Source organism: Crossiella cryophila (genome assembly GCF_014204915.1).
Lineage (GTDB): Bacteria > Actinomycetota > Actinomycetes > Mycobacteriales > Pseudonocardiaceae > Crossiella > Crossiella cryophila.
Genome location: NZ_JACHMH010000001.1, coordinates 1,281,834 through 1,294,746, shown reverse-complemented (window position 1 = coordinate 1,294,746; position 12,913 = coordinate 1,281,834). Strand labels below are relative to the sequence as shown.

Genomic DNA, 12,913 nt, shown 5'->3' with positions numbered 1-12,913 from the left:
GAAACTGTCGGTCCTCGGGTTGTTGCCCCTTGGACTACCGGTTGATCGGCTTGAGCGTGTCCTCGCCGCCGAAGAACGGCCGCAGCGCCACCGGCAGCCGGACCGAACCGTCCTCCTGCTGGTGGTTCTCCAGGATGGACACGATCCATCTGGTGGTGGCCAGCGTGCCGTTGAGGGTGGCGGCCACCTGCGGCTTGCCGTCGGCGTCCCGGTAGCGGGTGCTCAGGCGGCGGGCCTGGAAGGTGGTGCAGTTGGAGGTCGAGGTGACCTCGCGGTAGGTCTGCTGGGTGGGCAGCCATGCCTCGCAGTCGAACTTGCGGGCCGCGCTGCTGCCCAGGTCGCCGGCGGCGGTGTCGATCACCCGGTAGGGCAGCTCGACCTTGGCCAGCATCTCCTCTTCCCAGGCGAGCAGGCGCTGGTGCTCGGCCTCGGTGTCCTCCGGCTTGCAGTAGGTGAACATCTCCACCTTGTCGAACTGGTGCACCCGGATGATGCCGCGGGTGTCCTTGCCGTAGGAGCCGGCCTCGCGGCGGAAGCAGGTCGACCAGCCCGCGTAGCGCTTGGGACCGTGCGCGAGGTCGAGGATCTCGTCCGAGTGGTAGCCGGCCATCGGCACCTCGGAGGTGCCAACCAGGTACTGGTCGTCATCGCGCAGCCGGTAGACCTCGCTGGCGTGCGCACCGAGGAACCCGGTGCCCTCCATGATCTCCGGGCGCACCAGCACCGGCGGGATCATCATGGTGAAACCGGCCGCGGTGGCCTGCTGCGCGGCCAGGTTGAGCAGCGCGAGCTGCAGCTGCGCGCCAACGCCGGTGAGGAAGTAGAACCGGGAGCCCGCGACCTTGGCCCCGCGCTCCATGTCGATCGCGCCGAGGCCCTCACCCAGTTCCAGGTGGTCCTTGGGCGTGAAGGTGAACTCGCGCGGCTGGCCGACGTGCTTGAGCACGACGTAGTCGTCCTCGCCGCCGTGCGGGATGCCGTCCACGATGATGTTGGAGATCCGGCGCTGGGCCGCGATGAACTCCGCGTCCGCCTCGTGCTGCTCGGCCTCGGCCGCCTTGACCTCGGCGGCCAGCTCCTTGCCCTTGGCCAGCAGCGCCGCGCGCTCCTCGCCCTGGGCCCGGCCGACCTGCTTGCCGAAGGTCTTCTGCTCCCCGCGCAGGGTGTCCGCCCTGGAGACCACGGACCGCCTGCGCTCGTCGGCACTCAGCAGCGCGTCCACCAGCGCCGGGTCTTCACCTCGGGCGCGCTGCGAGGCGCGCACCAGGTCCGGGTTCTCGCGGAGGGTCTTGAGGTCGATCACAGTCCGTCAGCCTAGCGCCTGACCAGGGTGATCAACGCGGCGGGCGGGTCCATCCGGACGCCGCCCGCCGCGCCGGGAGGTCAGGAGATGGCGACCGCGACGACCAGGCCGAGGCCGAGGTGGGCCGAGGCCACCACCAGGCTGGCCGGGGTGAACTGGTCAGCGCGCAGGATCGCGCCGATGTTGATCCGGGTGGCCCACTCCAGCACCCGCACCGCGAGCACCTGCACGATCACGCCGACCAGGCCGAAGATCAGGGCCAGCAACAGCCCCTCGGTGAGCTTGCCCGCGGCGTTGTAGATGGCCACCACCACGATGAAGGCCATGCTCAGCAGACCGGCGGCGGTGATCACCACCGCGTTCGGCGAACCGGCCCGCACCATCTCGTTGAGCTTGCCCGGCGTGGTCAGGTCGATGGCGTAGAAGCCGACGAGCATGAGCAGCAGGCCAACCACCGCGTACAGCGCGATGGCCCCGATGCCCCGGACGACGTTGCCGCCGAAGCCGGGCTCCAGCGCGAGGCTGGACACGGTGATCAGGTCGTACACGAGTGTTCCTCCTTGGTACCGACCGTCTGCCTAGGACGGTCCAGTGTGGACTAAGACGACTGCGGAATCCGGTGCGGCACGAACGCCGCGCCGTCGTCGGTCACCAGACCGACCGTCTCCCTGATGCCCAGCCCCGCGGAGTGGTCGCCGACCACCCAGGCGCCGAGCACCGGCCGCATCCCGTCGAACTCCGGCAGCGGCGAGAACAACTGGTAGACGAACCCCTCGGCGCCGTAGACGCCGCCGGTCCGCTGTTCCATGCCGGGCGCCACGATGTCGATGTTGGCGCCTTCCCGGCCCAGCAACGGCTTCTTCACGTACTCGGTGAGGAAGCCGGGTTCGTTGAGGTAGGCGGGCAGCAGGTTCGGGTGCCCCGGGTACATCTCCCACAGCACCGCGAGCAGCGCCTTGTTGGAGAGCAGCATCTTCCACAGCGGCTCGATCCACAGCGTGCCGGGCAGGGTCTCCACCGCGTGCTTGCCGAACGGGTCGTCGACCAGCCACTCCCACGGGTAGAGCTTGGCCACGGTGCCCATCGGGTCCTCGCGCAGGTCGACGAACCGGCGCAGCACCGGGTCCCAGCCGATCTCCTCGATGGCCAGGCCCACCGTGTCCAGCCCGGCCTCGGCCGCGGTCTCCTGCAGGTAGGCCGCGGTGAGGTGGTCCTCCCCGCTGGCATCGGCCCCGGAGAAGGTGAAGTGCACCAGCGGCGAGGGCAGCTTGTCGGCCAGCTCGCCCCAGCGCTCCACCAGCTTCTCGTGGATGGAGTTCCACTGGTCGTGGCCCTCGTGGGTGTCGGTGAGCCAGTGCCACTGCACCACCGCGGCCTCCAGCAGGGAGGTCGGGGTGTCCGCGTTGTACTCCAGCAGCTTGGCCGGGCCGGACCCGTCGTAGCGCAGGTCGAAGCGGCCGTACAGGTGCGGGTCGTGCCGCCGCCAGGACTCGGCGATGGCTGGCCACACCCACTCCGGCAGCCCGAAGTCCTTGTACCGCTCGGTGGTCACCACGTTGTCCACCGCGTCCAGGCACATCGAGTGCAGCAGCTCGACGTCGGCCTCCAGCGAGAGCACCTCGTCCAGCTCGAAGACGTAGTGCACCGACTCGTCCCAGTACGGCCTGCGGCTGCCGTCGGCGTTGGTCGCCGGGCTGCCGTAGACCAGGCCCTGCTCGGCGATCCGCGCTTCCCAGTCCGGGCGCGGGGCCGATCGTTCACGACGCACGGTCAGCTGCCTCCGCTGGAGCCACTGGAACCGCTGGAGCCGCCGCTGCCACCGCGGATGCCGAAGCCGCCGCGCTGGATGCTCTTGCCGCTGGCGGTGCTGATGTTGGCGTCCTTGGGCCGGATCGAACTGCCGCCGGTGATCTTCTGGCCCTTGGTGCCGTTGCCGCCGTAGTTGTAGCTGTACTGGCGGCCGCCGTTGTAGATGAAGATCCCGCCGCCGCCGTGGCTGGTGCCGCCGTGCGAGCGCGCGTAGTCGTCATCGCAGTAGTCGTCGTCGACGACCACCCCGTCCTGGTCAACGCAGCGCGCGGTGACCTCGTCGGGTTGCTGCGCGGCGTACCAGATGGCCACCAGCGCGACCACGCCCACGGTCACGCCGCCGCCGATGAGCAGCCGCTTGCGCAGCTTGGCCTTGCGCTCGGCCTCGGCGATCTCGGCCTGGCGCGCGGCCAGCTCGGCCGCCTCGGCCTCCTGGCGAGCACGCTGCTCGGCCAGGGTCGCCGGACGCGCCCTCGTCCTACTCGGGTCCTGGTGGCTAACCTGTCCTCGCCTGGGAGGCACAGGAGGCTGCGGGTTACCCGGATTCACGTTCTCAGTCATCGACCACTCCCGGCGCGCACCGTACCTATGTCGTCCGTTTGACGGAGCAAGGTGGCTGAATAGCAATACACGTCACCTGGATGGCCGTATGTAATGGGGGCCTCACGGCATCATGGAGAGGATGCCAGGGCCCCAGACGTCGACCGCTGATCGGATTCGCCTCATGAACAACACGGCAAGCACCCGCCGGGTGATGGCAGGGGCGTTCGCCGGTGCGCTGCTGGTCCTGGTGCTGAGCACCGTCCTAGGTTGGCACGTCGGTCCCGAAGTCGCAGGGGAGACCGACGGGCCGACCAACGCGGTGCGGGACGCGCCCCCCGGCACCTGTCTGACCTGGACCCGGCCGGACGCCGGGGACGCGCGGCGGGTGAAGTGTGATGATCCGCACCTGTTCGAGATCACCGGTTCGGTCGACCTGGCCGCGGACTTCCCGCCCGGCGCCCCGTTCCCGGACTCGGTGCGCTGGGAGGGCATCGCCGCGGACCGCTGCACCGAGATGTCGGTGCAGTACCTGGACGGCCGGTTCGACCCCAACGGCAAGCTCGGGGTGAACCTGCTGCGCTCCGGGGAGAAGAGCTGGAACTCCGGGGAGCGCAAGGTCTGGTGCGGGATGCAGGACTCGGCCCCGTCCGGACTGCTCTACCCGACCGTGGGCAGCGCGAAGACCGCCGACCCGTCCAACGTGCACCCGCAGGGCATGTGCCTGGGCATCAGCGGCAAGCAGGTCTACGACCCGGTGGAGTGCGGCAAACCGCACGCCTACGAGGTGGTCGGCGTGGTCAACCTGGGCGCCCGGTTCCCGCAGGAGTTCCCGGCAGAGCCCCGGCAGGACGAGCTGCTCGCCGGCGAGTGCGCGCGCACCGCGGCGGACTACGCGGGCGGGGCCGAGGTGGTCAGCCGCAAGGGCCTGATCGTCTTCTGGGACACCCTCAAGCAGGACAGCTGGCTGGCTGGCGCCCGCCGGGTGGAGTGCAAGGTCGGCGCGAAACTGAAGGACAACAGCGGGCTGGCCCCGGTCTTCGGCAGCGTCAAGAGCGAGATGCGGGTCGGCACCGAGCCCGCGCCGGTGCTGCTGTCCAAGCTGCCGCCGGGCGCCCCTGCCCCGCCCGGCAGCCCAGGCACCGACGTGCAGCGGGACGCCGGCGTGCCAACCGACGCCAACTCCGAGCACCCCGGCGGCTCGCCGGGACCCACCACCACCAGCGGCGGCTAGGCCGTGCCGGTGGACATGACGCCTGCCCGGTTCGACGAGCTGGTTGGCGAGGCGCTGGACGAGGTGCCGCCGGAGCTGGCCAGGGCGATGGACAACGTGGCCGTCTTCGTCGAGCCCCGGCACCCGGAGGAATCCGGGCTGCTGGGGCTGTACGAGGGCATCGCGCTGACCGAGCGCAACTCCGACTACGGCGGTGTGCTGCCGGACCGGATCACCATCTACCGGGACGCCATCCTGGACATCTGCGAGACCGAGGACGACGTGATCGAGGAGGTGGCGATCACCGTGGTGCACGAGATCGCACACCACTTCGGCATCGACGACGCCAAGCTGCACGAACTGGGCTGGGGCTAGAACCGCTCGTAGCCCAGCCACTCCACGAAACGCCACCCGCCGGAGCTGTCCGGATCGGCCTCCAGCAGCACCCGGCCGGTGTTGGGCAGGTACGGGTGCCCTGCCAGCACGTCGGTGCTGCCGTCGAGCAGGTGCGTGGCCATCAGCCGGATCGCCGCGCCGTGGCTGACCAGCACCACCACCCCGTCGCTGTGCTCGGCGATGATCCGCCGGACCGCCGCGCCGAACCGCCCGACCACGTCGAACCCGGTCTCGCCGCCGGGCGCGGACCCGGACAGGTCGCCCGCCAGCCAGGTGTCCACCACCGCGCGGAAGGCCAGGATCGCCGCGTCGTCGTTGCGGCCCTCCAGCGTCGGGCCCACCTGGGTCTCGTGCACGCCCTCGATCACCCGCACCGGCAGCCCGTGCCGCGATGCCACCGGGGCGGCGGTCTCCTGTGCCCGCACCGCGACGCTGGCGTAGACCGCGGTGACCGGCTCGATGGCCAGGTCCTCGGCCAGCTTCTCGGCCTGGCCGCGGCCCTCCGCGGTCAGCGATGGGCCGGGCGGCAGGGAGTCCAGCGCGTGCCGCACGTTGGACGGGGTCTGGCCGTGCCGGACGAGCATCAGGCGTAACGAACTCATGCCTGCCCGCCCGCGCGCACCTGGGTCAGCCACTGCGCGGCCTCGGTGAACTCGGCCGTGCCGGTGCCCGGCGGGGGCGGCGGCGAATCGCCGTCGGCGCGCGCGAAGGAGCCGAGGAAGCGCACGTCGGAGCAGGTGCGGTGCAGGGCGGAGAGCGCCTCGCCGACCCGCGGTTCGGCGATGTGCCCGGCGAAGTCGAGGAAGAACCGGTAGATGCCCAGCTTCTCCCTGGTCGGCCGGGACTCGATCCGGCACAGGTCGATCCCGCGCAGGGCGAGTTCGACCAGCACCTCCGAGAGCGAGCCCGGCCGGTTCTCGGTGACCACCACGATCGAGGTGCGGTCGTTGCCGGTCGGGGCCGGCACCAGGCCGGGCTTGCGGACCAGCAGGAACCGGGTCACCGCGTCGGCCACGTCGCCGATGTCGGCGGCCAGCGCGGTCAGTGCGGAGCCCTCGGCCGCGATCGGCGCGGTGATCGCCGCGTCCGCGGTGCCCTCGGCGACCGCGACCGCGGCGGCCGCGGTGGAGGTGGTGGCCAGTTCGGCCGCGTTGGGCAGGTTGGCCGCCAGCCACTCCCTGACCTGGGCCAGCGCGTGCGGGTGGCTGGTCACGGTGCGCACGTCGGCGGCCTTGGTGCCGGGCCGGACCAGCACGGTGAAGCGCACCGGCAGCACGGTCTCGGCGATCGCGACCAGCGGGCTGCCCAGGGCCAGGCCGTCCAGGGTGGGCGGGACCGAGCCCTCCACCGAGTTCTCCACCGGCACCACGGCGGCGTCGACCTTGTCCAGCCGCACCAGCTCCAGCGCGGCGGCGACCGTGGTGGCCGGGATCAGCTCGTGGGTGGCGGGGTCGACCAGGCGCCGGGTCGCCTGTTCGGTGAAGGTTCGTTCCGGCCCCAAGTAGGCGATGCGCGGCATACCTCAGCCTAACGCCGTAGCGGGAGGTCGCTGTGGCCTTGCTCTCAACCGTGAGAACACCCACCCGACTGGTGGAAGACCCGGTGACCGGCCGTGTTGGTTTGCTGCAATGCTTTCCCCGTGACCGGCGATGCTTGGGGCGTGACCGGGAAAGTGCAACCGCAGGCGGCCGTGCCGCGCCTGGTGCTGTGCGCCGTGGCGGGTCCGCTCGGCTGGGAGTGGGAGCGCGCCGCGACCGGCCGCTCCGGGGTGGAAGTGCACCAGGGTTCGGTGCTGGATCTGGACGTGGACGCCGTGGTCAGCCCGGCCAACTCCTACGGCTGGATGCGCGGCGGCATCGACGCGGTCTACGCGACCGCCTTCCCCCAGGTCGAGCAGCACGTGCGCAGCGCGGTGCTGGCGCTGCACGGCGGTGAGCTACCGGTCGGCGAGGCGCTGATCGTGCCCACCGGCGAACCAGCCCCGCAATGGCTGATCAGCGCCCCCACCATGCGCGTCCCCGGCGAACTGCTGCCCAAGGACACCGTGCATCCCTACCTGGCCGCCCGCGCGGTCTTCCGGCTCTGGCAGGAGGGCAGGCTGGAGGACGGCACCCCGGTGCGGCACGCGGTCCGCTCCATCGCCCTGCCCGGCCTCGGCACCGGCGTCGGCGGGGTGGATCCGGCCACCTGCGGCCGCCAGGTCACCGCGGCCTGGGACGAGGTTTTCGGCGTACGCTGAGCGTGAAAGGGGCATTCCCGTGGTGCAAGCACGGGAATGCCCCTTTCACATTGGGATTCTTCCGGGTCAGCCTGCCTCTACGGCGGGCACCTCGACGGCCTCCGCACCGCGGATGGCGATCTTCGCGGGCGCGGCAGGCACCTTCACGACCTCGCGGATGCGGACCTTGAGCAGGCCGCGGTCGTAGTCGGCCTCGACCTGTCCGGCGGTGACACCGGCCGGCAGGGAGAACTCACGCCGGAACTCGCCGTGCCGGATCTCCTTGCGGATCAGGCCGCCCTGCTCCGCGCTCTGCTCGTCGTGCCTGCGGCCGCTGATGGTGAGGCGGCGCTCGGCCACCTCGACCTCGACGTCCTTGGCCACGTCGACACCCGGCAGCTCCAGGGTGAGCACGACGTCGGCGCCGTCCTTGCGGACGTCGGCGGCGGGAACAAAGCCCTGGGCCGAGGGCGCTGAACGGGTCAGGCCGTCGAAGACATCACGGTCGAACTGGCGGACCAGCGCGGTGAACGGGTCCCACGTGGAACGGACTGCAAGAGCCATGTTCTTTCACCCTTTCCAGGTTCCTCACCGGCGGTTTTAGCACTCGCCGGTCATGAGTGCTAACGACCGGCGCACCGAGGTTGTTCCCGCCGCCGTAGCCTGAGTTCATGCCGATCCGGGTCCTGCTGGTAGACGACCACGAGGTGGTCCGGCGCGGGCTGCGCGATCTGCTCTCCACCGAGGACGACATCGAGGTGGTGGCCGAGGCGGGCAGCGTGGCCGAGGCCGAGGTGGTCGCGCTGGCGCACCGGCCCCAGGTCGCGGTGGTGGACATGCGGCTGCCCGACGGCGACGGGGTGGCACTGTGCCGCACCCTGCGTGCCCAGGGCCCGGACGCACCGCACTGCCTGGTGCTGACCGCCTTCGACGACGAGGCCGCGCTGGTCGGCGCGATCATGGCCGGGGCCTCCGGCTACCTGCTCAAGCAGGTGCGCGGGCAGGACCTGGTGACCGCGGTGCGCGAGGTCGCGGCCGGCCGCTCGCTGCTGGACCCGGTGACCACCGCCAGGGTGCTGGACCGGTTGCGCCGCGGCGATCCCGAGCCGCCGGACGAACTGGCCGCGCTCACCGAGCAGGAGCGCAAGGTGCTCGGCCTGATCGGCGAGGGCCTGACCAACCGGCAGATCGCGGAACGGCTGTTCCTGGCCGAGAAGACGGTGAAGAACTACGTGACCTCGGTGCTGGCCAAGCTCGGCATGGAGCGCCGCACCCAGCTCGCCGCCTGGGTCGCCCGGCACTCACACGGGACCGACTGACACGCTGCCAGCATGGCGAGCGTGATCGGCAACTGGCTCAACCCGGCGCGGCCGGAGGTCGAGGTGATCACCGACCCGGTGCAGCGCCGGGCGGTGTGGATCGAGCTGGCGATCGTGTTCGCCGCGACGCTGGGCCTGTCCGGGCTGCGCAGCCTGCTCTCCTTCATCAGCTCGCTGTTGCAGCCCAAGCCGCTGAGCCAGCAGTCGGTGGCGCTCAACGTCTCCCGCTCCACCCTCAGCCTGCTCGACCTGGCCCACCAGCTGCTCGGCGTGCTGCAGCTGCTCGCCTGGGGTGGGCTGGGCGCCTACCTGCTGTGGAAGGCGGGCAAGAAGCTCGCCGAGGTCGGTCTGGACCGGACCAGACTGCGCTCGGACGCACTGCGCGGGCTGGGCCTTGCCGCGCTGATCGGCCTGCCCGGCATCGCCTTCTACCTGATCACCAGGGCGATCGGGCTCAACCTGACCGTGGTGCCCTCGGCGCTGGATGACACCTGGTGGCGCACGCCGATGCTGATCCTGTCCGCGATCGGCAACTCCTGGGCCGAGGAGGTGCTGGTGGTCGGCTACCTGATCACCAGGCTGCGGATGCTCGGCTGGTCGGAGAACCGGTCGCTGGTCGCCTCCGCGGTGCTGCGCGGCTCGTACCACCTCTACCAGGGCTTCGGCGGGTTCGCCGGCAACATCGTGATGGGGCTGGTCTACGGCCGGGTGTGGCAGCGCACCAACCGGCTGTGGCCGCTGGTGGTCGGGCACGCGGTGATCGACGTGATCGCCTTCGTCGGGTACGCGCTGCTCAAGGGCGCGGTGTCCTGGCTGCCGTGAACGAGGAAGACGGACGGGATGATCTCCAGGGTGGGGGGCGCGGAGATCATCCCGTCCGTCCGATGCCGGAGGGGGCGGGCAGCTATCCCCTGCGGCTTGGCGCGGTCTGACCGGGCGGTGTCAGACCGACTAAAAGCTTCTTCACATTTTCCGGACGGGGCGGCATCACATTCCCGGTGACAGCCGGGAGCGCCAATTCCGTCAACCCGGCGGCGGCGCGGTGTGTGAGCATGCCCATGGCCGACACGATATGCGGAACGCGGCGGATTCCAAGCCCCTGGCAGGCACTTCAGCCCAGGGAGGGAGTGCCGGTCAAACCATGGTCGGACGCTGGATCAGACTATCGTCGGTTTGAGTCGCTCCAACGGACCAGCCGGACTTTGCCGCCCTTATAGTTCACGGCGAGTCGAGCACAGCCGGTGGTTCAGGAATTTTATAGCCAGATTTCCCGATGTTCTCCTCGACCGAGCGTTTCCAGCTCCCGTCGGAAACCATCTTGCGCAGCGCGGCGGTGACCTTGTCCCGGCGGGCGTCGCCCTTGCGCAGGCCGACGCCGTAGCGCTCCTGCGAGAACGGCTTGCCGACCAGCTTGAACTTGTCCGGCTGCCCGGCGGCGTAGCCGGCCAGGATCACGTCGTCGGTGGTGACCGCGTCCACCGGGTCGTCCGCGTCCTCCAGCGCCACCAGGCACTCCGGGTAGGACGGGAACTCGCGCAGGGTCACGCTCTTGGCGTAGGACTGCTTGACCTTCTCCGCCGGGGTGGAGCCCTTCACCGAGCACAGCCGCCAGTCGCTCTGGTTCAGCGACTCAGGGCCGGTGATGTCCGAGGTGGTCTTGCGCACCAGCAGGGACTGCCCGGCCACGAAGTACGGCCCGGCGAAGTCGACCTTCTTCTTGCGCGCGTCGCTGATCGAGTAGGTGGCCGCGACCAGGTCGACCTTGCCCTGTTCGAGCATGGTCTCCCGCTCGGCGCTCTTGGCCTCGACGAAGCTCACGTTGCCGGGGTGCACGCCCAGCTCCCTGGCCACGTATCTGGCCACGTCCACGTCGAAGCCGGCGAAGGTGTTGTCACCGGTCTTCTGGCCGAGGCCGGGCTGGTCGAACTTGATGCCGACGGTCAGCTTCGGACCGTCCGGCGGCGGGGTGTCCGCGCCGTCGGCCGAGGAACCGAAGAACCCACAACCCGCTGGCAGCACGGCCAGCAGGGCCACCGCGACGAACGCGGTGCCCACGTGCCGCAGCGCACGAACCTGACGCATTCCGTTGTCCCCTCCGGACCCGGTCACTCCGGGGGAGGCTACCCGAACGGGTGAGCGTCACAGCGTGAGCGGGGCGGAACCGAATGCGACGTTGAACCGGTCGCACCAGATGACCACGCTGCGCAGGCCCTTCAGGTCGGCCCCGGCCGGGATGGCGTAGTTCTGGTTGCCGTGGGTGGCCTTGAGCTTGCCCAGCTTCACCTGGCGGCCGTCGTCGTACTTGCCCCACTCGCCGCCCGCGGACTGGTCGGTGAGCCAGACGTGCAGGTCCGGACCGTCACTGCTGGCCAGGCCGGTCAGCCTGAGCACCCGGGAGCCGTCGGCCAGGCTCAGCACGGTGGCCTTGCCCTTGGTCGGGTGCTCCTGGGAGACGAAGTCCCCGCCGGCCAGCGTGCTCGGCTGGGCGGGCGGCGGCGGGCCGGGGACGGAACTGGGCGCGGTCGAACCCGGCGGCGGGCTGGCGGGCGCCCCGGAGCTGGTCGCGGGGGCCGCGGCCGAGGTCGGGGCCAGTTCGCTGGTCACCCCGGCCGGCAGGGCCTCGTCCAGGGTGCTGCTGGTGAACAGCTTCCAGGGCTGGAACAGGTACAAACCGACGCTCAAAACCGTTGCGACAATCACAATCGCAACCAAAACGACCGGACGACGCAACAAACCGCGCTTCACCACCGTGTTCTGGTTCACAATCCGCCTCCCGAGGTTCGACTCCTTACATCCTGACCCAAATTCACTGATCAGCGCGCTGCCATGATCTTTCGAGAGCATTACGCTCCGCTGCGTGAGCGCTCACCAGATCGCAAGCGAGACCCCAGCCGCCGAGCCGATCCACCGGGTGGACAGCGAGGTCGGCCCGTTGCGCACGGTGCTGCTGCACCGTCCTGGCGCGGAACTGAAGCGCCTCACCCCGCGTAACAACGACCAACTGCTGTTCGACGGGGTGCCGTGGCTGGGCCGGGCCCAGCTCGAGCACGACGCCTTCGCCGAGGTTCTGCGCTCGCGCGGGGTGGAGGTGCTGCTGCTGGGCGAGGTGCTGGTGGAGGCGCTGGCCGATCCGCGGGCCCGCTTCGGCGCGGTGCACTCGGCGGTGGACGAACGCCAGCTCGGCCTTGACCTGGCCGACGCGCTGCGCTCGCACCTGACCGGGATGAAGGCCAAGGACCTGGCCGGGGTGCTGATGGCGGGCATGACCTTCGAGGAGCTGCCCGCCGCCGAGGGCGCCTCGCTGGTGCGCCGGATGCACCAGCCTGCCGACTTCGCGGTCAACCCGCTGCCCAACCTGCTCTTCACCAGGGACTCCTCGGTGTGGGTCGCGGACAGGGTGGCGATCACCTCGCTCGCGCTGCCCGCGCGCAGCAGGGAGACCGCGCTGACCGACCTGATCTACGCCTACCACCCGCGGTTCAGCCGCACCGGCCGTGCCTACGGCGCGCACTCGGCCCCGCTGGAGGGCGGCGACGTGCTGCTGCTCTCCCCCGGCGTGCTCGCGGTCGGCGTGGGCGAGCGCACCACCCCGGCGGGCGCGGAGTCCTTCGCCCGCTCCGCCTTCGCCGACGGCCTCGCGCACACCGTGCTCGCGGTGCCGATCGAGCAGGAGCGGGCCACCATGCACCTGGACACCGTGTGCACCATGGTCGACCGGGACGCGGTGGTGATGTACCCGGCGGTGCGCGAGACCCTCTCCGCCTACCCGCTGCGACCGGACGGCTCCGGTGGAGTGATCGTGGACGGCCCGCTGCCGTTCCTGGGCGCGGCCGCCGAGGCGATGGGCATCGAGCGGCTGCGGGTGATCGACACCGGCCTTGACGCGGTGACCGCCGAGCGCGAGCAGTGGGACGACGGCAACAACACGCTGGCCGTGGCGCCGGGCGTGGTGGTGGCCTACGAGCGCAACGTGGAGACCAACGCCCGGCTGGAGGACGCCGGGGTGGAGGTGCTGCGGATCGCGGGCAGCGAGCTGGGCTCCGGCCGTGGTGGCCCTCGGTGCATGTCCTGCCCGATTGCGCGAGACACGCTCGGGTGAATTCGCGGAAATAGGC

Annotated in this window: 15 protein-coding genes; 6 read left to right on the top strand and 9 right to left on the bottom strand. The window is 70.6% G+C overall.

Translation table 11 applies throughout. The annotated features are described in order from the left end of the window. Positions 1-34: 34 nt before the first annotated feature. The 4 genes from serS to HNR67_RS06090 form a co-directional block, all read right to left on the bottom strand. Entirely contained in the window at positions 35-1,303 is a 1,269-nt protein-coding gene (gene serS, locus HNR67_RS06105) for a serine--tRNA ligase (protein ID WP_185001127.1), read from the bottom strand. 80 nt (positions 1,304-1,383) lie between these two features. Beyond that, positions 1,384-1,851, bottom strand: a complete 468-nt coding sequence (locus tag HNR67_RS06100; protein ID WP_247760995.1) for a DUF350 domain-containing protein — start codon at positions 1,849-1,851, stop codon at positions 1,384-1,386. A gap of 50 nt (positions 1,852-1,901) precedes the next feature. Next, on the bottom strand, positions 1,902-3,071 hold the full coding sequence (locus HNR67_RS06095; protein WP_185001126.1) for a glutathionylspermidine synthase family protein: 1,170 nt from the start codon (positions 3,069-3,071) through the stop codon (positions 1,902-1,904). Between the two features lie 2 nt (positions 3,072-3,073). Then, positions 3,074-3,673, bottom strand: a complete 600-nt coding sequence (locus HNR67_RS06090) for a hypothetical protein (RefSeq protein ID WP_185001125.1) — start codon at positions 3,671-3,673, stop codon at positions 3,074-3,076. Positions 3,674-3,836: 163 nt separating this feature from the next. Between HNR67_RS06090 and HNR67_RS06085 the strand changes: the two genes are divergently transcribed. Together HNR67_RS06085 and HNR67_RS06080 are read left to right on the top strand one after the other, a co-directional pair. After that, positions 3,837-4,886 (top strand): septum formation family protein, encoded by a 1,050-nt coding sequence (locus HNR67_RS06085; protein WP_185001124.1) that lies wholly within the window; start codon positions 3,837-3,839, stop codon positions 4,884-4,886. A 3-nt stretch (positions 4,887-4,889) separates the two neighbouring features. Further along, entirely contained in the window at positions 4,890-5,240 is a 351-nt protein-coding gene (locus tag HNR67_RS06080) for a metallopeptidase family protein (RefSeq protein ID WP_185001123.1), read from the top strand. Here the strand turns inward: HNR67_RS06080 and HNR67_RS06075 are convergent. Together HNR67_RS06075 and pheA are read right to left on the bottom strand one after the other, a co-directional pair. After that, positions 5,237-5,863 carry a histidine phosphatase family protein gene (locus tag HNR67_RS06075; RefSeq protein WP_185001122.1) on the bottom strand — a complete coding sequence of 209 codons (627 nt, stop codon included), beginning with the start codon at positions 5,861-5,863 and terminating at the stop codon, positions 5,237-5,239. The two genes, HNR67_RS06080 and HNR67_RS06075, sit on opposite strands and share 4 nt — an antisense overlap. Continuing rightward, the gene (pheA, locus tag HNR67_RS06070; protein WP_185001121.1) at positions 5,860-6,780 is read right to left on the bottom strand and encodes a prephenate dehydratase; all 921 of its coding nucleotides are present in this window, start codon (positions 6,778-6,780) and stop codon (positions 5,860-5,862) included. Before pheA ends, HNR67_RS06075 begins: the two co-directional genes overlap by 4 nt. 141 nt (positions 6,781-6,921) lie before the next feature. On the opposite strand from pheA, the gene HNR67_RS06065 reads away from it, so the two are divergent. Continuing rightward, positions 6,922-7,500: a macro domain-containing protein gene (locus HNR67_RS06065; RefSeq protein ID WP_185001120.1), complete on the top strand. Its 579-nt coding sequence runs from the start codon at positions 6,922-6,924 to the stop codon at positions 7,498-7,500. A gap of 66 nt (positions 7,501-7,566) precedes the next feature. Here HNR67_RS06065 and HNR67_RS06060 read toward each other — a convergent pair whose 3' ends face one another. Beyond that, entirely contained in the window at positions 7,567-8,043 is a 477-nt protein-coding gene (locus tag HNR67_RS06060; protein WP_185001119.1) for an Hsp20/alpha crystallin family protein, read from the bottom strand. A gap of 107 nt (positions 8,044-8,150) precedes the next feature. On the opposite strand from HNR67_RS06060, the gene HNR67_RS06055 reads away from it, so the two are divergent. Both HNR67_RS06055 and HNR67_RS06050 read left to right on the top strand, forming a co-directional pair. Further along, on the top strand, positions 8,151-8,798 hold the full coding sequence (locus HNR67_RS06055) for a response regulator (RefSeq protein ID WP_185001118.1): 648 nt from the start codon (positions 8,151-8,153) through the stop codon (positions 8,796-8,798). A gap of 12 nt (positions 8,799-8,810) precedes the next feature. After that, positions 8,811-9,620: a CPBP family intramembrane glutamic endopeptidase gene (locus tag HNR67_RS06050; protein WP_185001117.1), complete on the top strand. Its 810-nt coding sequence runs from the start codon at positions 8,811-8,813 to the stop codon at positions 9,618-9,620. A gap of 396 nt (positions 9,621-10,016) precedes the next feature. On the opposite strand, the gene HNR67_RS06045 is transcribed toward HNR67_RS06050, so the two are convergent. Next, positions 10,017-10,880, bottom strand: a complete 864-nt coding sequence (locus HNR67_RS06045; RefSeq protein ID WP_185001116.1) for a glutamate ABC transporter substrate-binding protein — start codon at positions 10,878-10,880, stop codon at positions 10,017-10,019. Positions 10,881-10,937: 57 nt separating this feature from the next. Next, complete coding sequence (locus tag HNR67_RS06040) at positions 10,938-11,480, bottom strand: DM13 domain-containing protein (protein ID WP_246492468.1); 543 nt, start codon at positions 11,478-11,480, stop codon at positions 10,938-10,940. Positions 11,481-11,655: 175 nt separating this feature from the next. Between HNR67_RS06040 and HNR67_RS06035 the strand changes: the two genes are divergently transcribed. Then, positions 11,656-12,897: an arginine deiminase gene (locus HNR67_RS06035; protein WP_407645113.1), complete on the top strand. Its 1,242-nt coding sequence runs from the start codon at positions 11,656-11,658 to the stop codon at positions 12,895-12,897. Positions 12,898-12,913 lie beyond the last annotated feature (16 nt).